The 24,402-nt window shown below is 46.2% G+C and carries 23 protein-coding genes and 1 pseudogene; 3 read left to right on the plus strand and 21 right to left on the minus strand.

From position 1 onward, the window contains the following. Nucleotides 1–6 precede the first annotated feature (6 nt). Together J2Z66_RS35230 and J2Z66_RS35235 are read right to left on the minus strand one after the other, a co-directional pair. The gene (locus J2Z66_RS35230) at nt 7–1,215 is read right to left on the minus strand and encodes a PQQ-dependent sugar dehydrogenase (protein ID WP_209977470.1); all 1,209 of its coding nucleotides are present in this window, start codon (nt 1,213–1,215) and stop codon (nt 7–9) included. A 17-nt stretch (nt 1,216–1,232) separates the two neighbouring features. Beyond that, entirely contained in the window at nt 1,233–2,051 is an 819-nt protein-coding gene (locus tag J2Z66_RS35235; RefSeq protein ID WP_209977471.1) for a lipoate--protein ligase family protein, read from the minus strand. A 158-nt stretch (nt 2,052–2,209) separates the two neighbouring features. On the opposite strand from J2Z66_RS35235, the gene J2Z66_RS35240 reads away from it, so the two are divergent. Continuing rightward, nucleotides 2,210–3,499 (plus strand): ATP-binding protein, encoded by a 1,290-nt coding sequence (locus tag J2Z66_RS35240; RefSeq protein WP_209977472.1) that lies wholly within the window; start codon nt 2,210–2,212, stop codon nt 3,497–3,499. A 413-nt stretch (nt 3,500–3,912) separates the two neighbouring features. Here J2Z66_RS35240 and J2Z66_RS35245 read toward each other — a convergent pair whose 3' ends face one another. The 15 genes and pseudogenes from J2Z66_RS35245 to cymR form a co-directional block, all read right to left on the minus strand. Then, nucleotides 3,913–6,018, minus strand: coding sequence for a methyl-accepting chemotaxis protein (locus tag J2Z66_RS35245; protein ID WP_209977473.1), 2,106 nt, complete (start codon nt 6,016–6,018; stop codon nt 3,913–3,915). A gap of 83 nt (nt 6,019–6,101) precedes the next feature. Beyond that, a pseudogene (locus J2Z66_RS35250) lies at nt 6,102–6,595 on the minus strand (U32 family peptidase C-terminal domain-containing protein); the annotation flags it as partial. Between the two features lie 53 nt (nt 6,596–6,648). Further along, nucleotides 6,649–6,816, minus strand: a complete 168-nt coding sequence (locus J2Z66_RS43610; RefSeq protein ID WP_281068926.1) for a U32 family peptidase — start codon at nt 6,814–6,816, stop codon at nt 6,649–6,651. After that, nucleotides 6,809–7,039, minus strand: coding sequence for a U32 family peptidase (locus tag J2Z66_RS43615; RefSeq protein WP_281068927.1), 231 nt, complete (start codon nt 7,037–7,039; stop codon nt 6,809–6,811). The genes J2Z66_RS43610 and J2Z66_RS43615 overlap by 8 nt, the downstream gene beginning before the upstream one ends. Nucleotides 7,040–7,230: 191 nt before the next feature. Beyond that, complete coding sequence (gene mltG / locus J2Z66_RS35260) at nt 7,231–8,334, minus strand: endolytic transglycosylase MltG (protein ID WP_209977474.1); 1,104 nt, start codon at nt 8,332–8,334, stop codon at nt 7,231–7,233. 54 nt (nt 8,335–8,388) lie between these two features. Next, entirely contained in the window at nt 8,389–8,685 is a 297-nt protein-coding gene (locus J2Z66_RS35265) for a DUF1292 domain-containing protein (protein WP_209977475.1), read from the minus strand. Further along, nucleotides 8,682–8,987 (minus strand): DUF1292 domain-containing protein, encoded by a 306-nt coding sequence (locus J2Z66_RS35270; RefSeq protein ID WP_209977476.1) that lies wholly within the window; start codon nt 8,985–8,987, stop codon nt 8,682–8,684. Before J2Z66_RS35270 ends, J2Z66_RS35265 begins: the two co-directional genes overlap by 4 nt. Before the next feature lie 7 nt (nt 8,988–8,994). Next, a complete protein-coding gene (gene ruvX, locus J2Z66_RS35275; RefSeq protein ID WP_209977477.1) occupies nt 8,995–9,411 on the minus strand; it encodes a Holliday junction resolvase RuvX in 417 nt (138 codons plus the stop codon). A gap of 17 nt (nt 9,412–9,428) precedes the next feature. Beyond that, the gene (locus J2Z66_RS35280) at nt 9,429–9,689 is read right to left on the minus strand and encodes an IreB family regulatory phosphoprotein (protein WP_209977478.1); all 261 of its coding nucleotides are present in this window, start codon (nt 9,687–9,689) and stop codon (nt 9,429–9,431) included. A gap of 80 nt (nt 9,690–9,769) precedes the next feature. Continuing rightward, complete coding sequence (gene alaS, locus J2Z66_RS35285) at nt 9,770–12,397, minus strand: alanine--tRNA ligase (RefSeq protein WP_209977479.1); 2,628 nt, start codon at nt 12,395–12,397, stop codon at nt 9,770–9,772. 149 nt (nt 12,398–12,546) lie between these two features. After that, on the minus strand, nt 12,547–13,617 hold the full coding sequence (locus J2Z66_RS35290; protein ID WP_209977480.1) for an AI-2E family transporter: 1,071 nt from the start codon (nt 13,615–13,617) through the stop codon (nt 12,547–12,549). A gap of 199 nt (nt 13,618–13,816) precedes the next feature. Then, the gene (locus J2Z66_RS35295; RefSeq protein ID WP_209977481.1) at nt 13,817–14,017 is read right to left on the minus strand and encodes a YrzR-like zinc ribbon domain; all 201 of its coding nucleotides are present in this window, start codon (nt 14,015–14,017) and stop codon (nt 13,817–13,819) included. Nucleotides 14,018–14,029: 12 nt separating this feature from the next. After that, a complete protein-coding gene (locus tag J2Z66_RS35300) occupies nt 14,030–14,551 on the minus strand; it encodes a PRC-barrel domain-containing protein (protein ID WP_209977482.1) in 522 nt (173 codons plus the stop codon). Between the two features lie 28 nt (nt 14,552–14,579). Beyond that, entirely contained in the window at nt 14,580–15,740 is a 1,161-nt protein-coding gene (locus J2Z66_RS35305) for a cysteine desulfurase family protein (protein WP_209977483.1), read from the minus strand. A gap of 11 nt (nt 15,741–15,751) precedes the next feature. Then, nucleotides 15,752–16,171, minus strand: a complete 420-nt coding sequence (cymR, locus tag J2Z66_RS35310; RefSeq protein ID WP_209977484.1) for a cysteine metabolism transcriptional regulator CymR — start codon at nt 16,169–16,171, stop codon at nt 15,752–15,754. Nucleotides 16,172–16,426: 255 nt separating this feature from the next. Between cymR and mnmA the strand changes: the two genes are divergently transcribed. Together mnmA and J2Z66_RS35320 are read left to right on the plus strand one after the other, a co-directional pair. Next, the gene (gene mnmA / locus J2Z66_RS35315) at nt 16,427–17,515 is read left to right on the plus strand and encodes a tRNA 2-thiouridine(34) synthase MnmA (RefSeq protein WP_209977485.1); all 1,089 of its coding nucleotides are present in this window, start codon (nt 16,427–16,429) and stop codon (nt 17,513–17,515) included. Between the two features lie 176 nt (nt 17,516–17,691). Further along, nucleotides 17,692–18,048, plus strand: coding sequence for a DUF3889 domain-containing protein (locus J2Z66_RS35320; RefSeq protein WP_209977486.1), 357 nt, complete (start codon nt 17,692–17,694; stop codon nt 18,046–18,048). Here J2Z66_RS35320 and J2Z66_RS35325 read toward each other — a convergent pair. From J2Z66_RS35325 to hisS, 4 genes are all read right to left on the minus strand, one after another. Next, on the minus strand, nt 18,045–19,364 hold the full coding sequence (locus J2Z66_RS35325; protein ID WP_209977487.1) for a replication-associated recombination protein A: 1,320 nt from the start codon (nt 19,362–19,364) through the stop codon (nt 18,045–18,047). The genes J2Z66_RS35320 and J2Z66_RS35325 overlap by 4 nt on opposite strands. 553 nt (nt 19,365–19,917) lie before the next feature. Beyond that, entirely contained in the window at nt 19,918–20,679 is a 762-nt protein-coding gene (locus J2Z66_RS35330; RefSeq protein WP_209977499.1) for a tRNA threonylcarbamoyladenosine dehydratase, read from the minus strand. A gap of 137 nt (nt 20,680–20,816) precedes the next feature. Then, nucleotides 20,817–22,595: an aspartate--tRNA ligase gene (gene aspS / locus J2Z66_RS35335; protein ID WP_209977500.1), complete on the minus strand. Its 1,779-nt coding sequence runs from the start codon at nt 22,593–22,595 to the stop codon at nt 20,817–20,819. A 31-nt stretch (nt 22,596–22,626) separates the two neighbouring features. Then, nucleotides 22,627–23,883, minus strand: coding sequence for a histidine--tRNA ligase (hisS, locus tag J2Z66_RS35340; RefSeq protein WP_209977488.1), 1,257 nt, complete (start codon nt 23,881–23,883; stop codon nt 22,627–22,629). Nucleotides 23,884–24,402 lie beyond the last annotated feature (519 nt).

The following is a 24,402-nucleotide window of genomic DNA, read 5'->3' on the forward strand; positions in this document are numbered from 1 at the left end:
ACAGAGCTATTTTTCAATTTCAAAGGTAGGCCTCAGCCTGATGATCCGATCGTCATCTTTGCCTGGTCTGCCGCGTCCATCACGGTTATTGGTCAGAACATACAGTGAACCGTCGGGCCCTTCCACGATATCCCGCAAGCGGTCCGACTCACTGCTAAATAAAAACTCGGCAACTTCTGCCGTTTGGCCATCCGCTCCCAGCAGAAGCCTCTGTATTTGTGCCCCCCGCAGATTAGCAACAAGCAAATTCCCTTTCCAGGGTCCTTGAGTAATAAAGGCCATACCAGAAGGTGCCCATGTCTCTTTTCCACTGTGAAGAATAGGAGCTGTAAGCGGACCAGGTCCCTGCTTAGCGGCATCGCCTTCTTCAGACTCCGTCTCATCGCCTTGAATCAGAGGCCAGCCATAATTAGCTCCTGCTTCTATAAGATTAATTTCATCATGAGCACTCTGACCATGCTCTGAGCTGTAAAGCCTGCCGCTATCGGGATCCCACGCAAGCCCCTGCGGATTGCGGTGCCCTAAGCTGTACACAGGAGAATTTCCGAAAGGATTATCAGCAGGTATGCTTCCGTCTGGCTGAATGCGCATGATTTTGCCGCTTAGCTGTCCCAGGTCCTGAGAATTGGACGTATCGCTGGCATCACCATTAGTTATGTAGAGCATTCCGTCCGGACCAAACTTCAGCCGTCCACCGTTATGATTTTGACTTGCCGGAAGTCCATCCAGCAGCACTTTATCCAGCTTCGCTTGATTATTTTCCTCAACGATCCTAATAATTCTATTCTTGGCATCGCCGCCGTCCAAATAGCTTTGATACAAATACATGTAATGATTACTGGCAAAATCGGGATCAAGTGCAAGCCCCAGCAAGCCTGCTTCCGATTTTTGGTACAGCGCCTCTTGCAAATTAAGCACAGGAGATTCTATCAGCTTCCCTTGATCAATAACCCGCAGCAGTCCGGAACGTTCAGTAAAAAACAATCTTCCATCTGGAGAAACGACCAGCTCCCATGGCACATCAAGTCCCGAGGCTGCAACCTCTATTGTATATGGCAGTCCAGGAGAATCTTCCCCCTTATTTCCTTGATTATCACTTTGACCACTTTGTTCAGTATGGACAGGCTTCTCAGTCACTGCTGGAGCTTTACCACAGCCGCTCAGTACGAGTACAGCAATCAACCCTACGAAGACACTATTTCTAAGATTTGACATTCACATGGACCTCCCATTCAACTATCAATCTTATAGCGGTTTCTAAGCTGCTCAATCATCGCCTGGATTTCATCCTCCTCAGGCATGGCCGTCTCGTCTAAATCTGCGAGGACTCCTTGTCCTGCGAGTATTTCTCTGACACTATGAATGAAATCCTCAGCTTTAAGAGTTTGCCCCAAGCATTCCGACAAGCTGGCCATACGATCCTGGAGAACTTCCGGATAGTCAGCCGGATCACCACCAAGTGCTGCCCGGTCATAGAAAGCCTTGGCTAAATCCGCTTTATCCGCTCCCGCACCTTCGACAATTACAAAGGCTTGTACGGATAACGCATTCTGCTGCCGTCTCTGGGCAATGCCGCAAAACTTCCTGCCGCCAATGCTCAAATCATAATCCCCAGGGCAAAATGAGCCCGCCACTTCTCCTTTATGTACCTCGCTAGTCAGCTTCAAAAGCGCTTCTTGAATCAAGGTAACCATAAGCTCGAAATCCTTGTGATAATCAATATTCCCATCCGGTCTTGGCAGCAGCAGCGATATATTTACCACACCCAAATCCAGAGGGACTGCTGCTCCTCCTGAGTTTCGCACGGCCGTCTTGTACCCATTAGCATGAAGCCAGCTGTTCGCTTCACCAGCATGGGGCAAACGGCTGTCTCTTAGCCCGATTACAAATGCTTTCGGATGTCTCCAGAAATGAGCGACAGGCTGGCCCCCCTTCCCAATTTTCCTGCAAAGCAGCTCTTCCAGAGCAAATGGATATAAAATATCATAGGGATGGCTTATACTTGTTCGATCCAGCAGAACCATATTCGCCGGCAGTAAATTCGCATTCATTATCGTCTATCTCCTATATAAGTATATTTATTAGAGTTGTCCCCCTCTTTTATTGTATGCCAAGTAAAGTTAGACTGCAATGAAGGTAGGAATCTCCGGGTTTCCCGTCGAAGTAGTGTACATGAATAAAATTTGCTTTGATAAGTAGGGGAACATACTTGGAAGCGATTGATGACTTATTATTAAATGTACTTGTTTTAACGGCCCCGATATTGCTCTATTATATCCTTTGGCTGGATAAGCCCAAACCTATGATTGTCGATTTTAACAAGCGCTGGAATGCTCTTATGTGCAGTCTCGGCGCCATATTTTGCATGACACACCCTTTCTTCTCTATGACCGGAGCTATGTACGATTTACGCCTTATCCCTCTGCTTGTCGCCTTTTTATATGGAGGTATTGCACCCGGCTTGCTAGTTTCCGCCTCTATCATCGCCTATGCTTACTATCTCAATGCACCCGATTTTATGTGGACTGTCGCTAATACCATTTTGCCCATCCCTTTTTTCCTCGGCTTTATCGCTCTAAGTCATTGGGAGCAAAAGTCGACGAAAGTGATGTTCCCCAGCCTTCTGGCTTTATTAAGCGCATTGACCAGCTTTTGCATTTCATTGCTTTACCGCATAACGAACGAAATCCCGCTTCACCTTTCCTTTTTTCTGATGGGTGTTTTGTACTGTATGTTCCATTTTCTCACCATGCTGCTGCTCACCTATTTAATCGAACGGATTAAAGAAAACTTATGGATCCGTCAAGAGGTCCAGCATTCAGAAAAGCTGAATGTGCTGAGCGAGCTCGCGGCTTCCGTTGCGCATGAAATTCGCAATCCGATGACCGTAGCGCGCGGATTTATGCAGTTGTTAAACCAGTCGCAAGTAAGCGAAGAAAAAAGGACCATGTATACAACCATGGTCATCGAAGAAATTGACCGGGCGCAAAGCATTATCAGTGATTATTTATCGCTCGCTAAGCCCCAGGCAGAGAAATTGGAAAACGTTAATATTTCTTTACTTATGGTCAAGCTGATGAACCTGATCAGCCCGTATGCCTCCTTGCGAAACGTCCAAATTGAATTGCATACGGCACCTTCTCTTAACATGGAAGCTAACGCTGACAAGCTGATTCAATGCCTCGTTAATTTAACCAAAAATGGTATAGAAGCCATGCCAGTTGGCGGAACGCTCGATATCATCGGGTACAAAGAGCATACAAAAATCATTTTGGAAATCAAAGACAATGGAATCGGAATGTCACAGGAACAAATCGAAAGATTGGGCACTCCCTTCTACTCCACCAAGTTAAAAGGTACGGGACTAGGCATGATGGTGTCTTATAATATTATCAAGTCGTTTAACGGCAGCATCCATGTTCAAAGCGAGCTTGGTAAAGGAACCTGTATGAGGGTATCTTTTCCTTCCTTGCCTGAAAGCAAGAGCTCGATGGAGTAGGTGGAATAGTCGGAATACCGCCTAAAGCTGCAGCCACTATTAAAATCGATTTAGCGATATTTTTCATCGCTAAAACACCAGGTCTCCGCCACATCCATACTTTAACAATGAAAAACATCGTTAAAATCCTTTTTTCCCACCCAGTGGGGCCATCCGACCTCTTTTAGCGATGAAAATCATCATTAAAGTGGCTGATTCACCTGGAAACCCTTGCTGTAACGATGAAAAACATTGTTAAGCGAAGCCACACTCAATTTTTTCATTTTCTTTTTCGTTCGTGAGAGATGGACTGCAAAATTACAGGTATTTGGGGGGGGCTTGGAGCTGGGGTAGCTGGTATGCCTTTTAGAAAAAGCCGTTCTCCTGAAATCGGAGAACGGCCACGTCATTCTGTAACTGCTATGTAAGATTACTTATTCCACCCTGAATTTAGAAAGCGTCGTTTTGAGGGAATCGGACAGCTCTTCCAGCTTGTTCGATAGCTTCACCAAGCCCTCGCTAATGCTCAACTGCTCGGAGCTAAGCGAAGCAACCTCTTCCGAGGTGGCCAAGGACTCTTCCGCTACTGCACTGACATTCGTCATTGCATCGGAGAGTACCATCTGGGACTGATCCAACGTGCTGATCGAGTCACTGACTGCGCTAAGCTGCTCAATAAACCCGCCCATGTGACTGGCAACCTGTTGGAAAATAATATCCGCTTCTTTAACCGACAGGATCTGCTCCTGGAAGATTGGAGTCGCGTTCGACAGCACCTTAACCGTCTGGTCGATTTCACCTTGAATCGTCTCGGTGATTTGTCCGACTACATCGATCGACTGACGAGACTGATCCGCAAGCTTGCGGATTTCGTCCGCTACAACCATAAATCCTTTACCGGCAGCGCCTGCACGAGCGGCTTCAATCGTAGCATTAAGTGAAAGAATATTGGTCTGCTTCGTTAAGTTGTTGAGCACATCGAGAATCTTGCGGATGGATTTGGTGCTTTCCTTCAGGTTGTCCACCTTCTCAACCATCGAGCGCATCATATCTTCAGTCAGATTCGTCTTGTTGATCAGCTCAGACATATATTTGGTTCCCTGCTCACTGGAGCTCTGAACATCTGCAGCCGATGTGCCCATCTCGAGATTCGCTTCGATTACATGTTTCATTTGCATGCCGATGTGATGTGTCAACTCATTGCCTTTTTCCGACTCAGTTGCCAGGCCCGCTGCACCGCTTGAGATTTCGTCGGTCGCTATGGCAATTTCCCTGGCTGCAATTGCTGTTGTTTTCGACGAATTGGTCAGCTCGGCTGCCGTCTCCAACACCTGCTGAGCAGAGAGGCTTGTCTGTTGAACCAGCGTCGTAATTTGCTGCATCATCGTATCAAAGCTCTCGCCCAGCTGGCCAATTTCATCTTGTGATTTGTAACCGGCCCGGACCGTCAGATTCCCTTTGGCACCCTGCTGCATCAAATTGCGAAGATTAACAAGCGGCTTCCCGATCATCCGGACCATCCACAAGCCAATCAGAACAGCAATGATTGCTGCAATTAAAGCTACAATTAATGTAAAATTGAATATTTGCTTGGCATCCTTCACAAGCGAGCTAACCGGCATATACCCGATCAAATTCCAGTTGGATACGGGTCCTTTATAATACACGACCAATTGATCCTGAGCATTTTCAAATGAGCCTGATTCTGCTCCAAGCTGCTCTGCGCTAAGCTGGATAGCCGCATCTTTCTCTATATCGACGTTATCTTTCACTGCGATATTTTTATTCCCCGGACTGGTGATAATGATTTGGCTTTCATCACCAAGCTGTATTTGATCCATTTCCTTGTTCAGAATTTCACTGGAAATTTCAATCAGAAGCACGGTAGCTAAATCGCTGCTTCCACTGGTCGTGCTTTTGAGCAATCTCCCGATGGCAAATGCACTTTCTGATTCGGAGTAGCCTTGCTCCTTGGAATCGAGCCAAACAGCTCCTCCATTTCTTTCAACAACGCTTTTAAACCAGGCTTCCTCTGACTTGTTCTTATCCGCTTGACTTGTTCCGCTGCCCGACATCGTAATTAATTCACCGCTCGTCTTATACAGCTGCACCGTTTTAATCGTGTTATTGCCAAACACAATAACATTGAGCTTATCGTTCAATTTGCGCATTAATTCCAGGTATTCATAAGTTGCAGTATTCATTTTCGCTAATTGGCTTAAGGAGTCCTGCATATCTTTGTCGAGCAGCATTTGGAGGGTAGTATCCTCATAGGTTTTATAGATAAAATCCAATTTTTGACCAGCTTGCTTAATCGTTTGTTCGCTTGTGTCAGCTACTTTTTTCTGTATGACGCTTTTCGAAACCTGATAGGAAAAAATGCCCATTACTAGCACGAAAGCCAAAATACTAATAAAAAAGATTAAAAACAACTTCATTCCAACAGACTTGATCGGATTCGCAATGCGCACTTGTGTCATTCCCTTTAGGGCTTTGGAACTGAATGGCTTCGAATCCCTCGTTTTATTCGTGTCTCCCATTTGGCGTTTTATTCCTTTCTAGTTCTTTTCTCATACATTTCGACATATTCCTACAATATCCTCTATAATTCCTTCATATTTTTTCAGGAATTTGCATATTTACGCATCATATCCCATTTTTTCACGGGATTATCGACCTCAATATCCACAATTTGCAATGGATGACGGGCTGCATCAAGCTCTTGCGCTTTGACATCATAAATTTTGTGCACCTTTTGTCTGAATTTAGTTCCACCCGGGCCGAAAAACCCCATCTCTTGCCCTGGATTAAAGTAGTTCCTCTGCTCTATAACGGCAAGCTTTGCATCCGCCTCACAGAAAAAAAACGGTGTTTAGCGGCCGGTTTGCCGCCTTGTGGATCTCACCGCGCCAAACCTGGCTTAACACATAGTTCTCAGTATCCAGGAAAAAAGCATCAATATCCTGACGGTAGGCATTAACAATCGTCGCTAAGTAATGTATGCTTTTCTTCTCCTTTGGCGTATAAATCATACATCCAGCAACATGACTGCGAGCAGCCACCCCAGTTGGAATCACGGTCTGTGAAATGACCAGACAATACACAGCGGACCGAATAGAAGGGGGATGCTTATATTATAAATTCACCTCGTTTCAAAATTGTAGCTTTATTCAATAAACCTGCTCCTTATAGAAAAAACCATAGGACAGCTCGCGTTTCGGGTCCTGAAGATGCTCAATCGCCTCCAACCATTCCTGCTGAAAAACATAGCCCTGCGGATCAGCTAAGAAGGCATCAATAGCCGCTCTGTAGCTGCGTACAACGGTTTCATTATACAAAGTAGACTAAGGGGAGCCCTTCAATTTTCAAGCAATCTATCCGCCCTTCTATGAGCTCTCGAAGGTTATCCAGCATGCATACATCCTCAGAGTTCATAATATACGTGCCTTTTCCATCTTCATAAACAGGGTACAACTGATCCTGCCCTTCCTGCTCAATAAGAAAAAGCCCTCTTTGCATAGAGCGATCCTGGTCTGATGCTTCCTTGCCTTGATGCTGCATATAAGCTTTGATAAGCTCTCGCTTGGAATGATAAATATTTGTGTTACCCCATTATGACCGCGTCAGCTCCAGCTTCAATCATCACTTTCATATCTGCTGTCGAGCCGACGCTTACTAATCATTCAGGTTTTTTCAACCGTTTGCCCTTCTTTTCATATTCATACTATTGTTTATCGGCTGCACGGCTTCATTTACTTAGCGGTTTGCTCACTGATCGTTTTATTTTTTTTGTGCTCTTCAAATGTTTCGGCAAAAAGATGCCCCTGAGTGCCGTCTTTCTTGGTCAAATAAAAAAAGTATTTCGTCTCCTGCGGATACAAGGCCGCCTTAATAGAAGCTATGCTGGGACTAGCAATTGGCCCCGGAGGCAGTCCTAAATTTTTATAAGTATTATAAGGGCTATCGACCAACAGATCCTTCTCATAGAGTCGTTCTTTGAATTTATCGAATAAATATTGCACAGTCGCATCAATTTGCAGCTTCATATTCGTATTCAAGCGGTTATAAATAACACCAGCAACGAGTGGGCGTTCCTCATCCAGCACGACCTCTCTTTCAATCAGAGAAGCAATCGTTAACATTTGATGCCTATTGAGATTTAGTGCCTTCATCCGGTCCTGCCAATCACTTGGCAGCGTATCCAGCTTCTTATCCAGCTCCTGCAGCGCTCTTTCAATAAAATCTTCTACAGTTGATCCTTTTTTAAATTCGTATGTTTCCGGAAATAAATAGCCTTCCAGACGATGCTTAAGCAGCTCGTTATCAGGCAGATCGGCAGCAGCAGCTGACTTAAACTGCTCCGGATTGTCCATCAATTGTAAAAATTCATCCGCTGACCATGGCGTCTGCTCGCCCAGCTTATCAGCAATCTGTTCAATCGTGTAGCCTTCCGGGATCGTTACGCGGAATACCTCTTCTTTGACAGTCTGTCCATTGTTCATCTGTTCGATCATTTGATCAAATGTCATACCAGGCTTCATGGCGTATTCTCCGGCCTGGAAGCGCGAGCCTTCTTTTTTCATCTTTAAATAAATAGTAAATATGGTTGAATCTTTAATCATGCCTTCATCCTTCAGCAGCTTGGCAATTTGTGCAGAGCCTGTGCCACTTGGAATTTTCACCCGAACTTCCTGATCGGAACTGGCTGTGGGCTGGAGCGCACTCGATATATAAAGCGCAGTGCCAATCCCTCCGCCGATTAGAATTAGCACGATCAAGCTGATCGTTATCCCAATGGCCTTACGCTTGCGTCTTCCAGACTTCTTCTGTTCATCATGATAGTTTTCCAAAATCATTCTCCTTTCTGAACATAAAAAAAGAGCGGATGTCTCCGCTCGGGTGTAAGCCTCTTACAAGTCTTCGTTCACCGGAAACGTCATCTCATCATAGAGCTCGGAAACGGTTTCCCATTCCTCATCGTCCTCAATGGTTTCCAGCTCGTACTGCTGAGGTGCGCTCTCCACAACCCGAAAAATGGCGACATCTTCTTCCTTTTTCGACTCTGACGCTTGCAGCACCGCATACGTATAATTGCCGTAAACAAATTCGGCTAACAGCCGATACACTGTGGATTCATTGTGCTCATCAAATAAAATGATATCATCCCCGTAAGCATTGCGCAATAAGCCTGCTAACTCCTGGCTCATGCTTGTTCTTCCTCTTCTTCCTCCGCCATGAGAGTATTGAAGGTTTCTTCTACTATAGCCCATTCCTCTTCATCGTCGATTGTGAACAGTTTGAGGTCATCGCCATTGTCATCCTCTTCATAACGGAATGCATAGACTTCATCGGTTTCCTCGTCGCCTTCCATCGGCACTACCATCATATACTTTTTGTCGGAACCGTCCACTTCAAACTTCATGATGACCTCGAACTCTTCTTCATTGCCCTCGTCATCCGGAATATAAATAATTTCCGGTTCTTCTTCATGCAATTCTTCTTTGGACATGGCTTAATCACCCCTTCTTATTAGCATCCATATAACCTTGCAGTATCAGCGCCGCGGCCATCTTATCAATTACAGCCTTGCGCTTCTTGCGGCTAACATCCGCCTCTACCAAAAGCCGTGTGGCAGAAACCGTTGTAAGTCTTTCATCCCATAAATGTACGGGAACTTGTAACCTTTGTTGTAAATCCTCAGAAAAAGCTATACAGATTTCACCGCGGGCGCCAACCGTATTGTTCATATTTTTGGGAAGCCCGACGACAATTTCCGCTACCTCATACTGCTCGGCAATTTCCTTAATTCTAGCCGCATCTTTATCGGGGGTACGGCGCTGGATCGTTTCTAAACCCTGCGCCGTCCATCCAAGTTCATCACTAAGCGCGACACCGATCGTTTTATCCCCATAATCAAGACCCATCCATCTCATGCTGCTTCTCTTTTCGTTTATTTGTGCTGGGCCAGGTATGAGCGGACCAATTCCTCGATCAGCTCATCCCGCTCCCGCTTGCGTATCAGGCTTCTTGCATTATTATGTCTGGGGATATAAGCAGGATCGCCTGATAACAAATACCCGACAATTTGATTAATAGGATTGTATCCCTTTTCCTGTAAAGCATCGTAAACCGAAAGCAGAACTTCTTTAGGTGATGTCTCGATTTCTTCCGCTTTAACGTTGAATTTCATCGTCTTATCCATGGAACTCATCTGAAGCACCCCCACTTCCACTAGTGTATATTGTGATATATTCTCTATCAAATTAAAGATTCCTGTTTGTAGAGAAAAAATTATGCATTCTGGTGGGAAACTACCTTCTCAACCGCAGCTAACGCCGACGCAAGCTCAGATGGATTTTTGCCGCCTGCTTGTGCCATATCAGGCCTTCCACCGCCACTGCCTCCTACGATAGCAGCTATTTCCTTAATAATTTTACCGGCATGAAAGCCTTTCGAAACGAGATCAGGCGTTACTGCTGCAACCAGATTCACTTTATCCTCAGCTGCAGAACCTAACACGATAATGGCCGAGCCCAGCTTGCCTTTCATCTCATCCACAATATTTCTTAGTGAATCCATATCTCCGGCATTAACCTGAGCAGCGAGTACGGGAACCCCGGCAATAAGCTTCAGCTGATCAGTAAGCGAGCTGGCCTCGATACGGCCAAGCTTGCCGCGCAAGGACTCATTCTCACGAGCCAGGTCTTTCATCTGCTGCAAGCTGCTTTCCAAACGCTTAGGAACATCCTGCACATTCGATTTAAGCAGAACCGCAGCTTCTTTGAGCAGCTCTAATTGCTGATCCATATAAGCATAAGCACCACGCCCCGTTACCGCTTCTATACGACGGATTCCTGAGCCTATACCTGATTCGCTAACAATTTTGAACAAACCAATTTGTCCTGTATTGTTCACATGGCAGCCGCCGCAAAGCTCTAAGCTATAATCGCCGACACGCACTACGCGTACGATTTCGCCATATTTTTCTCCAAATAGCGCCATTGCTCCCATCGCCTTGGCATCTGCTATCGATTTCAGATCAATATCCACATTTGTATTATACCACACTTGCTGATTAACAAGCTCTTCTATTGCTTGCAATTCTTCCCCGTTAATACTGCCGAAATGGGAGAAGTCAAACCGCAGCCGATCCGGCTCCACCAGAGAGCCAGCCTGATTGACATGCTCTCCTAACACTTGCTTGAGCGCTTTATGCAGCAGATGGGTGGCCGTATGGTTCTTGATCGTGTCATCCCGGAAGCTCCGGCTGACACTAGCTTCTACTGCATCCCCCTGACGCAGAACGCCAGATTCAACAGTGACCGTGTGCACATGCTGGCCGTGAGGCGCTTTGCTTACAGCCTCTACCTTCAGCTCTGCCTGAGAACTGCGCATGCTGCCGAGATCACTTACTTGTCCCCCGCTCTCAGCATAGAAAGGCGTACGATCAAGTACTACCTGGCAAACCTCACCTACGCCAACCATGTCTATAAACTGATTCTCATGGACGATGGCAATGACATTAGCAGGAACTACCAATTCATTATACCCAACAAATTCACTTTTAGTCGTGAAATCAGCCAGCGGCCCGCCTTGAACATTCATGCTTTCCGATTCCTGACGAGCTCCTCTAGCCCTTACACGCTGCTCCTGCATCGCCGCATCGAATCCGGCCCGATTCACTGTCAAGCCCTTCTCACCGGCAAAATCCTCTGTCAAGTCAAACGGAAAACCGTAGGTATCATATAATTTAAAAGCATCCGGCCCGCTGATTTCGCTGCCTCCGGCCTGGAGAGTCTTCTCGGCCATATCAGATAAAATAGCCAGACCATCACTCAACGTTTCATGGAAACGTTCCTCTTCTGTACGGATTACCTTCTCAATAAAGTCAGCTTTGTCTACAACCTCTGTATAATAGCTGCCCATAATTTCTCCAACAACAGGCGTCAATTGGTACAAGAACGGCTTATCCAGCCCAAGCACCTTACCATAGCGCACTGCACGGCGGAGCAATCGGCGGATTACATATCCACGTCCTTCATTGGAAGGCAGTACCCCGTCTCCTACAGAGAAAGATACCGTCCTGACATGATCGGCAATAACCTTCAAAGCTACATCATGCTCTGCGTTAACATGGTACTTCACCCCTGCAAGCTCACAGGTTTTGGCAATAATCGGCTGGAACAAATCTGTATCAAAGTTAGAATCGACCTGCTGTAAAATGGAAGCAAAGCGTTCGAGACCTGCACCCGTATCAATATTTTTATTAGGCAGCGGCGTATAGCTTCCATCCTTGTTGTGATTAAACTGCGAGAAAACGAGATTCCATACTTCCAGAAAACGCTCATTCTCACCGCCCGGCCAGCACTCCGGATCTGCCAGATCCCCGTAAGCATCGCCACGGTCATAAAAAATTTCCGTACAAGGTCCACAAGGCCCTTCCCCGATATCCCAAAAATTCTCATCCAGCTTGTATATCCGTTCTGCCGGCAGACCAATTTTCAGATTCCACAGGTCATAAGCTTCTGTATCTTCCGGATAAACCGTAACCGAGAGCAATTCCGGGTTAAATCCGATCCATTTGGGGTCAGTCAGAAATTCCCAAGCCCAGACAATCGTCTCTTCCTTAAAATAATCTCCAATAGAAAAATTACCGAGCATCTCAAAAAAAGTTTGATGGCGGCGGGTTTTCCCTACATTCTCAATATCGTTAGTGCGTATACATTTCTGGGCGTTAGCAATACGAGGATTCTCAGGTACCACACGACCGTCAAAATAAGCCTTCAGCGGGGCCATCCCGGCATTAATCCACAGCAGCGACGGATCGTTGTGTGGGACAAGCGGCGCACTGTACTCGATGGTATGTCCTTTGCTTGCAAAAAAATCCAACCATTTTTTACGAATCTCACTTGCTTTCATCCTGGTTCTGCCTCCATTTATGTGAAAAATAAAAACGTCCCCTCAAAAAAACAGGGACGAATGATCGCGGTACCACCCTGGTTATCGCCTTAATAGTTAAGGAAAATTATAGCGATACGCTTCCAAGCTGTCAACTATTTAGAAGAGAATTAATGGGTTCGTCGATGCACGTAATAAAGAAACACATGCTGAACCACAACCTTCATAGCAGCAAAGAAGGGAACGGCCAAAATCAAACCCATAATACCAGCAACCTCACCGCCGACAAGCAGCGCAAAAATTATAAATAAAGGATGCATGTGCAGGGTGCGTCCAACCACCTGGGGAGAAATCACATTGCCCTCCAAAATTTGAATGGCCAGATTGACTATAATGATCAAAAGCACCAATTTCATCGAAACTGTTGATGCCATCAAAACCGCTGGAGCCGCTCCAAAAAAAGGACCCAGATAAGGGATAATGTTAAACACAGCAACTACACTTGCCAGTAAAAGGGGATATGGCATATCAATAATCCAGTAGCCTATATAGGCGAGAGTGCCAACAATCACGCATACCAGCAGCTGGCCGCGGATATAATTCCCCAGTGCAGTATCAATATCGACGAACAGCTTCACAGTTCGTTTGCGCTGGCTTTTCGGAACGATAGCAATAACCGCTTTCTCCATAAGCTGAAAATCCTTCAATATATAAAAGGCCAGGAAAGGAACGATAAAAGCAATAAAAAGCATATTTATCGTGGTGCCGATCTGATCCATATAGTTGGAAATCGATGTGGAGATGCCATTTTCCATTTTGATTAATGAACGATTAAATCCTGACCTTACGCTTTCCGGAAAAAACTGGCTGGAGTTAAAGCCGTCCACTAATGACTGTGCCCTCATCGCAAGCTGTGGCAAATGCTCATTCAGTTCCTGCAATTGTTCTACAAACATAGGTATAACGTTCATAATAATTACAGTCAGGCTGGCTATAAAAACACTATAGATCAGCAATACAGCTACTGTTCTAGGCACCTTTCTTTTGTTAAGCAGGTTCACGACCGGATTTAACACGTAGGATATGACCAGCGCGACAAAAAAAGGCGTCAACACCGATTTCAAAAACTGATATATACCTTGTAAAATCGGATTAATCCGCATTAGCATATATAAAACAGCTAAAGACAGCAGGATGTAAACGAGCGTGACAAACCATTTGTTTTTCCAAAATCGTTCCAATAACCTCACCCCGGCTTTTTCTCAAACTTCGCAGGAACATCCCCTCTTTTTACAGTATATGTACAACCTATGAAATTTAACCCGCTGAAGAATAGCACACAAAAAAACACCATTCTCGGTTGTGGGTTATCACAAAAAGAGAACGGTGCTTGTGCTTCTCATAGCTTTTTCTTACAACTTATATTTGCATCAACAGGTACTAGTTAGCATGAATATGAATTTGAGGAATTTCTTCCTCAAAGAACAAATCGTCAAGCGAGCTTAGTGTACCATCTTCTTCGACCTGATAAACAGACATTTTCTCTCCGTTCACGCTGAGCTCGATAAAGCAGCCCCAGCAGTAGAATTGATGGGAACCGATCTTCCCAATATCCTTCGAATTACAGTTTGGACAACGCATCTTATTTTCACCCTATTCTTCTTTGGTTACGAAGGGCACCTCCAGGTCCCGAACCCTGTGAATCGATACGATAATGGCATTCTCTCCCCTAACTGCCTGATCCGGCATGGGAAGCCATTTGCGTCCGTCCTTAACATCGGAAATGAAGCCTTCGGATAATTCATAGCCTATTATTTGTGTTCCCCAATCTTGCGCTAAATAAACATCTTCCACTATTCCTAGTTGCTCGCCGCCTACAGTAATGACCGGGAGTCCCTTAATTTTGCGGGTCCCACCAATAAAGGCATTGAGCTTCGCTTCATCGTCAAGATCTTGAACGGCAGTCTCATCCGCTACAGTAATAGCATCTTCTCCAAAAGCGGCAACATTGGCTGAGCTTATGTAACGCAAGGAAGCGAACCATTGCTTCGATTCCAGAATAATGCCCGTAATCATCCAGGCATCGTCAATAACCAGGTCCTTCGCACGGCCTAACTGCTTGCCGGTGTTAATAGCCAGCACCGGTAAGCCGACCCATTCATGAGCTTTACGCAAATTGCTTACCTCCTAGTACCACCCGGTACTATAACATACGTATGCGTTTCACAATCGTTGCAGTTTTGCGGGCGGCTTCTGCGATTTGCTCTTTAGAATTCCCCATTCCAAAGCTAAACCGAACAGCGGAGGACAATACATCTTCTGGTAATTCCATCGCTTGCAAAACGTGGGAGACCTCCAGGGAACCGGAAGTGCAAGCAGAGCCGCTTGCAGCAGCAATACCTTCTAAATCAAGATTCATAAGCAGACTCTCGGTGCTTACACCGGGAAAGCTGATATTTAAAATGTGCGGTAATCGCTTGGATTCATGACCGTTCACAATAAAACCTGCTGATCCGAGCTCATCTATAAAAGTGCTTATCATGCATTGACGCAGTTCTTCTGTTATAAGTTGCACAGTCTCAACATTGGGTACAGATATTTCTACAGCTTTGGCGAATCCGACAATGGCTGCAACATTTTCTGTACCTGCTCTTTTTTTTCTTTCCTGTGCCCCACCGAATAGAAGGGGATCGAGTTGTATGGTCTTGGAAACATATAAGGCTCCTATGCCTTTGGGTCCATTGATCTTATGAGCTGAGAAGCTCATGAGGTCAACAGGAAGCTGTGAAAGATCAAGCGGGGTTTTGCCAAGTGCTTGTACAGCGTCAACATGGAACGGTATCCTGAGACTGCGGGCAAGCTGGCCTATCTGTTCAATAGGCTGCAGCGTACCTACCTCATTGTTCCCGTACATTACACTAATAAGCACTGTATCTTGGCGGATGGCTGCTTCTACATCCTTGATATTAATAAGACCGGTCGGATCTACAGACAGGTAAGTAATCTCAAATCCCAGATCTTCCAGCCAATTACAAGGATGAAGAATGGCATGATGCTCAATGCGGGTTGTTAGGATATGCTTCTTCTGCTTTTCGTTGTGCCTCTTGCTTGCTTGCACAACGCCAAAAATGGCCATATTATTACTCTCGGTCCCTCCGCTCGTGAAAATCAATTGAGCAGGTGAGCATCCAATGCTTCGGGCAATAAAATCACGTGATCCGTTAACTGCTGTTTTGGCTGCCCTGCCGAAGCGATGAGTACTCGAAGGATTGCCGAAGGCTTCCTCATAATAAGGAAGCATAGCTTCGAGCACCTCAGGATGAACCGGTGTTGTAGCGGCATGATCGAGATAAATCGAATTCATAACATTCCGCCCTAGATGTAAAACATGTAATTATCTTGCCTGCCAATATCCTGAAAGGAGATCAGGCTGGCTAATGTTGTGGAATCAAGCACATCGGCTATGCTGTCCCGTATCCGAATCCAGAGATCCCGCTTGGCCGGATCGTCTTCTTCAGTGAAATCGACTGGACTGATAGGGCCTTCCAATACCCGAATCACTTCGCCAGCTGTAATCTTTTCCGGAGAATTTGAAAGAATATAACCACCGTAAGCTCCGCGTATGCTTTTAACCAGACCGGCATTTCGCAAGGGAGCCACGAGTTGCTCCAAATAATGCTCAGAAAGCTGATGTTTTTCCGCAATACTTTTCAAAGAAGTTGGGCCTTCACCGAATTTCGTGGCAAGCTCCATCATAATTGTCAGTCCATAACGTCCTTTGGTAGAAATCTTCAATCCTAGCCACCTCATTCAATTCATTTCTTAAACTCTATGATTCCATTAATAAATAGCTTAATAATCAGGATTACCATTTTTATGAAAAAAATCCCTAGCTTATATGCATGATATATATGGTAACACAATTCCTTGTATTTGGGGAGAAGAAGGATGACATTCTGATGAAATATTTTAATTTTACCGCCAGTAGATGTATAATGAAAGGATATGGCTTCAAGAATAATTTTTGTTTAAAAAGAAAGAGGTTAGCTTATGAGTAAAAAAGCACGGGTTGTGCTCGGCATGTCGGGTGGTGTCGATTCATCCGTTGCCGCGTTCCTGCTAAAGGAGCAAGGGTATGAGGTTATCGGAATTTTCATGAAAAATTGGGATGATACCGACGAGTATGGACATTGTACGGCAGAAGAAGATGCCGAAGATGTGCGAAGAGTATGCACTCAGCTCGATATCCCCTTCTATACAGTTAATTTTGAGAAACAATATTATAGCAAGGTTTTCACTTATTTTCTGGATGAATACCGGAAAGGCCGGACACCAAATCCTGATGTTATGTGCAATCGGGAAATCAAATTCGGTGAATTGCTGCAAAAGGTTAATGAGCTTGGCGGCGATTATATTGCAACCGGACATTACGCCAGAATCGGACAAACCGATGGAGAATACCGTCTGCTTCGCGGCCAGGATTCAAATAAGGATCAGACTTATTTCCTGCATCTGTTAAATCAGCAGCAATTGTCCCGTGTCATGTTTCCTATTGGCGATCTGCCTAAACCGAAGGTGCGTGAAATTGCGGAAAGCATAGGCTTGGCAACGGCCAAAAAGAAAGACAGCACAGGCATCTGTTTTATAGGAGAGCGTGATTTCAAGGAGTTTCTCAGCCAATATTTGCCGGCGCAGCCTGGCAATATGAAGGACATCCGCACTGGTGAAATAAAAGGACGGCATGACGGTCTTATGTACTATACACTAGGTCAAAGACAAGGACTTGGGATTGGGGGCTCTGGCTCGGGTGAGCCTTGGTTTGTGGCCGATAAGGATCTGGAGCACAACGATCTTCTTGTCGTCCAGGGCGAGCAGCATCCAAGCCTATATTCCAAGGGCTTGTCCGCCTCTGGTCTGAACTGGATAAGGACCCGAAAGCCTGACGGTCCCTTCCGCTGTACAGCGAAGTTCCGCTACCGCCAGCCGGATCAAGAGGTGACGGTTGAATTCGGCGAGAACGCTACCTGCGAAGTCAAATTTGACAAGCTGCAAAAAGCAGTAACGCCCGGACAGTCTGTCGTATTTTATGATGGGGAGCTGTGCCTGGGCGGAGCTACCATAGATCTGGTTCATAAATAAGGTAAATAATATGGGATATATGGGATCAGTCATAGGTCATAAATACGAAGCGTATAAACAAAATTCTAGGCAGTTGATGCAAGGTTAAATCGCAAAACTGCTTACACAATTTTCCGATACTGCTCGCAGTATCAAACTGCCTCCTAACGTAAACGCTAGTGGTGGAGGTGAGCTGTTTGCGAATTCGAATATCAGTAATAGCTTTGCTGCTAATCGCTCTATGCTCGAATGTATATCAGGCCAAAGCTGAATCCTTGGCAGAAGTGATGATCAAAGAGCCGGAATACGCCAAATGGAGCCGTCTGGCATTCCAGGAAGCCGGCAAAAGCTATAAACTAGTCGATTTCAAGTACTTGGGACGTACCGATATTTCCGCAACCGCTGCCGAGCAGCGATTTCGCTTTTGGGCGAGTAAAAACAATCGCGAATTCCCTCTCCTGGTTACGATCCGGTACAATCCGCTGACCGAAAAGGTCATTTCCATTTCAGTAAAAGAAAGCACACCAAGCACGCAAGGGAGTTCCGGGGCTTAATCGCCCGCGGATCTCCCTCTTCTTTTGTGCTGGTTTTGCCTCATTTTCTCCTCGGTACCCTGTTCACTCGCCGCAAACAAAATTTCATCCTTAATTTCATCCGGCAAATATTGCTGCTCCACATAGTGCCCTGGAAAATTATGCGGATATTGATACCCTTTATGGCCCAGCTTATCTGCTCCTTTATAATGCGTGTCGCACAGATGCAGCGGAACTTTGGCCGACTTCAGCCGTTCCATCGCCTGCATCGCTTTGTCTAAAGCGATCGGGATAGAGTTCGATTTCGGGCTTTCCACAGCAAAGAGAATCGCTTGCGCTATAGGATATTTCGCTTCTGGCCAGCCTATTTTATGATAGGCGTCCATTGCGGTAACAGCTTGGACCAGCGCCTGCGGGTTGGCGAGACCGATGTCCTCGCTGCAGGCGACAATCAAACGCCGCAGGAAGGTCATAGGATCCATGCCGAGCTTCTCGACGGCATAGAGGAACCAGAACAACGCAGCGTCGCTTGAGCCGCGCACGCTTTTGTGGAAAGCGGAGAGCACGTCATACTGCGTAGACTCATCCGCTTTGACTATGGGGCGGCGGATCGACTCCTCCGCCTCCTCCAGTGTAATCCGAATCGTACCATCCGGTTCGGGTGAGGTCGTGAGCGCTGCCAGCTCCAGCGCATTCAACGAGCGGCGGATGTCGCCATTGGCCATCTCCGCTATGTGCTGCAGCGCCTCCTCGTCCACGTGGAGGCTCATAAAGCCGAGCCCCCTTATGGGGTCGGCAATCGCCCGCCGCATGGCGATCAGCGAATGCTCGTGTGTAAGGGGCTCCAGCTGAAACAGCGTCGACCTCGAGAGCAGAGCCCCGTTCACATGGTGAAAGGGGTTTTCCGTGGTCGCCCCGATAAAGATCAGGATGCCCTGCTCGACTGCCGGAAGCAGTGCATCCTGCCTGGATGTATTAAAGCGGTGCACCTCGTCAAGAAACAATGTCGTTTTCTTGCCGTATAGCGCTTTATTTGTCTTGGCTTGTTCGATCACTTCCCTGACGTCCTTCACTGAAGCCTCCACTGCGTTCAGCTTGACGAACTCTCCCTGCGTACGGTTGGCAATAATGTTAGCCAGGGTAGTTTTACCCGTACCTGGTGGTCCATAGAGCAGGATCGAGGTCACCTGATCTGCTTCAATCGCACGCCGAAGCAGTTTGCCCTGGCCAACAATTTGCTCCTGACCAATGTAGTCTTCCAGCGTCGTTGGCCGCATGCGATCCGCAAGCAGCTTCCCTCCGGGATCTTGCTGCGAAGAATATGTGAATAAATCCATAAGTGCGGACTCCTGCCTTTTTGAAATTTTGTTTGCCTGCCTGTCTGTCATGCAAGAATGAAAAGATTGCCTAAAAAATATCACGATCCACGCCCTTCTGTCAAAACCTTCGTGAAAGACAACCGTTTTTGTAGAGTTAACGATGTTTTTCATCACTAAGTGAAATTTTTAGCATGTGATTGGTATTTTAGTGATGTTTTTCATCGTTAAAGGTGCTTGTTGAGCCATTTTTTCCGAGCCATTTCTGGAGCTGGCTGGTTAGTGATATTTTTCATCACTATAAAGATGCCCACCAATCCGCAACGGGGGTTTGAGCTATATTGAGTTTGTTTTAGCTTGTTTGAGCTTGTTTTAGCTTGTTTGAGCTTGTTTTGAGCTTGGGGTTGTGTATTGGGCTTGGCTTGAGTTTAGGCTCAATTTCCTGCCGCTGACCTTTTCTTTTTGGTGACTTCAAATGTATAGTGGTCATTTCCCAAAAAAGTCAAAAAAACAGAAGGACGGTTCAGGTCCCCCTGCTTTTTGAAATATTATAAACTGTAGCCAACTCTTTAGTCTATTGCTTCGCTTTCTCATTCGCTATGTTCAGCAAATCCTTCACTGCAACACTTACCATAATAAGTCCGGCTACCGGAGGCACAAAGGCATTGCTGGCCGGGGGCATTTTGGCTTTACGTATTTCTGGTGCATGTTCAGGTACTATCCGCTGTGTTACATCTTCACGGGGCTTGCTTGGCTGCTCGGTTGAGAATACAACCTTCACGCCTTTTTTAATCCCCTCTTTGCGCAGCTTCTGGCGAATGACCCTCGCGATCGGGTCCATTGTCGTTTTGGAAATATCGGCGACCTGAAACAGTGTGGGATCCATTTTATTGGCGGCTCCCATGCTGGAGACAAGTGGAATTTTGCGCTCTATGCACTGCTTGATAAGATGAATTTTGTAGCTGATTGTATCGCTGGCATCCAGCACGTAATCAAGAGGATACTCAAACAGCTGCTCATATGTTTCTTCGGTATAAAACATTTTAAGGGCTATGGCATCGCACTCGGGATTGATAAGCTTGATACGCTCACGCATTAATTCTGCCTTGTGCTGCCCTACCGTTGTAGTCAGCGCATGAATCTGACGGTTAATATTCGTGATATCCACGACATCCTTGTCGATCAGAATAAGGCGGCCAACACCCGTACGAGCCAAAGCCTCAGCAGCTATCGAACCGACGCCGCCAATACCCAGTACAGCTACGGTGCTGTTCTTCATGACTTCAAGCCCTTCAGGCCCGATAGCCAATTCCGTCCGTGAAAACTGATGAAGCATCAGAAACACATCCTTTTTAACTTTTCGCACTTTACGCTCTCGTACTTTAACGATTTAAGCCTTAGCGATTTAATCTTTGACGATTTCGTACTTTACCGATCTAAGCCTTAACAATTTAAACTTTAAAGCTTTCGCTCTTAAACCTTCGCAGCTGCCTGCTTCAAAGCAACGCGAATGGATAATTGCTCCAGCTGCTTGTCGTCTACGGTACCTGGCGCATCTGTCAACAGATCTGTAGCGCTCGCTGTTTTTGGGAATGCAATGGTTTCTCTAAGATTCGTCCGTCCGGAAATCAGCATCACCAAGCGGTCAAAGCCGAAGGCAATTCCGCCATGCGGAGGTGTTCCGTATTCAAAGGCTTCAAGCAGGAAGCCGAACTTCTCATTCGCTTCTTCCTGGGAAAAGCCAAGTGCGGCAAACATTTTTTCCTGCACATCCCGTTTGTAAATCCGCATTGAGCCACCGCCAACCTCATAACCGTTCAAAACAAGGTCATAGGCTTGAGCACGAATTTGTCCTGGATCTGTATCAAAGTAGGCCACATCCTCATCCTTAGGACGGGTGAAGGGATGATGCTCAGCTACCCAGCGCTTCGCTTCCTCGTCATAGCCAAGCAGCGGAAAGTCCACAACCCAGGCGAATTTGAATTTGGAATCGTCGATCAGACCAAGCTGACGGCCGATTTTAAGGCGGAGGTTGCCCAGTACATCAGCAACTACTTTTTTCTTATCCGCGGAGAAGAGCAGCAGATCTCCTTCTTCGGCGCCGAGACGCGACTTCAAGGATTCGATCTCCGCTTCCGTAAAGAACTTCACGATTGGCCCCTTAAACTCTCCGTCCTTCACCTGGATCCAAGCCAGACCCTTGGCTCCATATCTGGCAGCGAATGGCCCTAAATCATCGATTTCCTTACGGCTCCACGTACCACAGCCTTTAGCGTTCAGTGCTTTAACTTGACCGCCGTTTTCGATGACGGAAGCGAATACTTTAACGCCGGATGTCGAAACGATATCCGAAACATCCTCAAGCTCCATACCGAAACGAAGGTCCGGCTTGTCTGAGCCGTATTTGCCAATAGCATCGGCATAGCTTAAGCGTTGGAACGGTAGTTCTACATCTACGTTGGACGTTTCTTTCATCAGTTTAGCGATAAGCTCTTCCATCAGCTCCAGCAGTTGGTCCTGAGACAGGAAGGATGTCTCAATGTCCACCTGGGTAAATTCAGGCTGACGGTCTGCGCGTAAATCCTCATCCCGGAAGCAGCGGGCAATTTGATAATAACGCTCCAGGCCAGATACCATCAGCAACTGCTTGAAAATTTGCGGTGACTGCGGAAGGGCGAAAAACTCGCCAGGATGTACACGGCTAGGCACCAAATAATCACGAGCGCCTTCCGGTGTACTTTTTGTTAAAATTGGCGTTTCAACATCGATAAATCCATTTTCATCAAGGAAGTCACGGAAAATCTTGGACGCTTTCGAACGCAGCATAAGCGTTCTTTGCATCTCAGGACGACGAAGATCTAAATATCGGTATTTCAAACGGACAGCTTCGTCCACTTCAATCCCATCTTCAATGAAAAATGGAGGTGTTTTAGCTGCATTCATCACTTCGATTTCGGTTACTTGGATTTCAATTTCTCCGGTCGCAATATTTTTGTTCACTGTTTCTGCGTCGCGTTCCACTACTTTTCCTTGCACTGCCAGAACGTACTCGTTCCGTGCACGATCAGCTATTGCCAGCGCTTCCCCTGAAAAGTCAGGGTTGAAGACGATTTGTACAATACCGCTGCGGTCACGAAGATCAATAAATAGTACGCCCCCGAGATCGCGCCTTCTTTGTACCCACCCGTTTAGTGTTACTGTTTCTCCGATTTGAGCCTTGGTTAATTGTCCACAATGATGTGTTTTGAGCATCATAAATTTGTTTCCTCCTTTTGGAATTATCTTAGTTATCTAGCTTCGACATATAATCTGCAAAATCCGTTAGAGCGACTGTGGCCTGCTCACCTGTAGCCATCTTTTTCAAAGTGATCTCTCCGCTAAGCAGCTCATTCTCACCAAGAATGGCTACATAAGCAGCCTGAAGCCGATCTGCCGATTTCATCTGTGCTTTGATTTTACGCCCAAGGTAGTCCTTCTCTGCTGCAACTCCGTGCAGACGGAGCTGGTACAGCAGCTTAGCGACCTCCTGCTCCGCAGCCTCGCCCAAGCCGATTAAATATACATCAAGCTGCTTCTGCTTGGGAATCTCCACCCCTTGAGCCTGCAGCACAAGCAGTATACGCTCAAGGCCTAGCCCAAGTCCTACGCCAGGCTGATCATTGCCGCCAATTTGCTCGACAAGCCCATTGTACCTGCCGCCGCCGCCAATTGTATCAATAGCTCCTATACCCGCTGCCTTGTATTCGAAAGCCGTATGCGTATAGTAATCAAGTCCCCGTACCAAACGTGGATTAATCCGGTAAGGAATCTCCATAGCATCCAAGTGGCGCTGCACAGCTTGAAAATGCACGGTACAAGCTTCATCCAGGAAATCCAGTATACTAGGTGCGCCTTCACCGTGTTTCTGATCGATTTTACAATCTAGAATACGCATCGGGTTGCGTTCAAAACGAGACTGGCAATCCTTGCAGAGCAGCTCTTTAACTGGAGCAAAAAACTCTTGAAGCTTCAGCCTGTAAGTACTCCGAACCTCTGGCGTTCCGACAGAATTGATCTCAACAGTAACATCCCTGAGGCCCACTTCCTTGTAAAAGGTATAGCCCAGCGCTATCACTTCGGCATCTATGCCCGGTTCCTCAGAACCGATTGCTTCGACACCAAATTGGTGAAACTGACGGGATCTTCCAGCCTGCGGCTGCTCATAGCGGAACATCGGACCCATATAATACAGCTTGCTGACATCCGGCTCTCCGTATAGCTTATTTTCCACGTAGGCGCGAACAACACCTGCTGTTCCTTCAGGGCGAAGTGAAATGCTCCTGTTGCCCTTGTCCATAAACGTATACATCTCTTTTTCTACTATATCCGTCGTTTCCCCAACACCTCGTGCAAATAATTCGCTGTGTTCAAAAATAGGGGTACGGATTTCTTTGTAATTGAATCTGATGCATAATTCTCTCGCTTTTTCCTCTAAATACTGCCACTTCTCTACATCGCCCAGCAAGATGTCCTGTGTTCCTTTTGGCTTTTGAATGCTCATCCTATCGACCTCCCAAACTGTAACCCAACCCATCTTTTTTCAGAAAATTAAAAAAATCCCCCGCCCCGACGTTAGTCAGGGACGAGAGATTTGATAAACAAATTCACCCGTGGTACCACCCACATTCGAGATCAGCATGACACTTACGTGTACATGAAAAACAATCCCGTTCTTTGCGGCTAACGCCCGCTACACGCTTAACAGCTACTACACATTCAAAACTGATACAAGCCCAGTCATGTAAAATGCTTCCCTGTAAGTTCTCCAGGAGGTCTGTTCATTCACTCATCATAAGGAAGCTTACAGCCAAGGCTCCCCTCTCTGTTTATGTGGAATGCGAATTACTTTTTCCCTTCAACGAATCGCAACATGATCAAAAATTTCATTAATAATCATTTTAATCGCAGGACTATGCAAAGTCAAGCTCAATGAAAATTTTCAATGAATATTCCACTGAGCTTTTACGGAAAATGGTTGTTATTCAGCAAAAAACTCCACAATTATTCTACATAAAATGCA

The organism is Paenibacillus eucommiae (genome assembly GCF_017874215.1).
In the GTDB taxonomy this organism is placed as follows: Bacteria; Bacillota; Bacilli; order Paenibacillales; family NBRC-103111; genus Paenibacillus_AI; species Paenibacillus_AI eucommiae.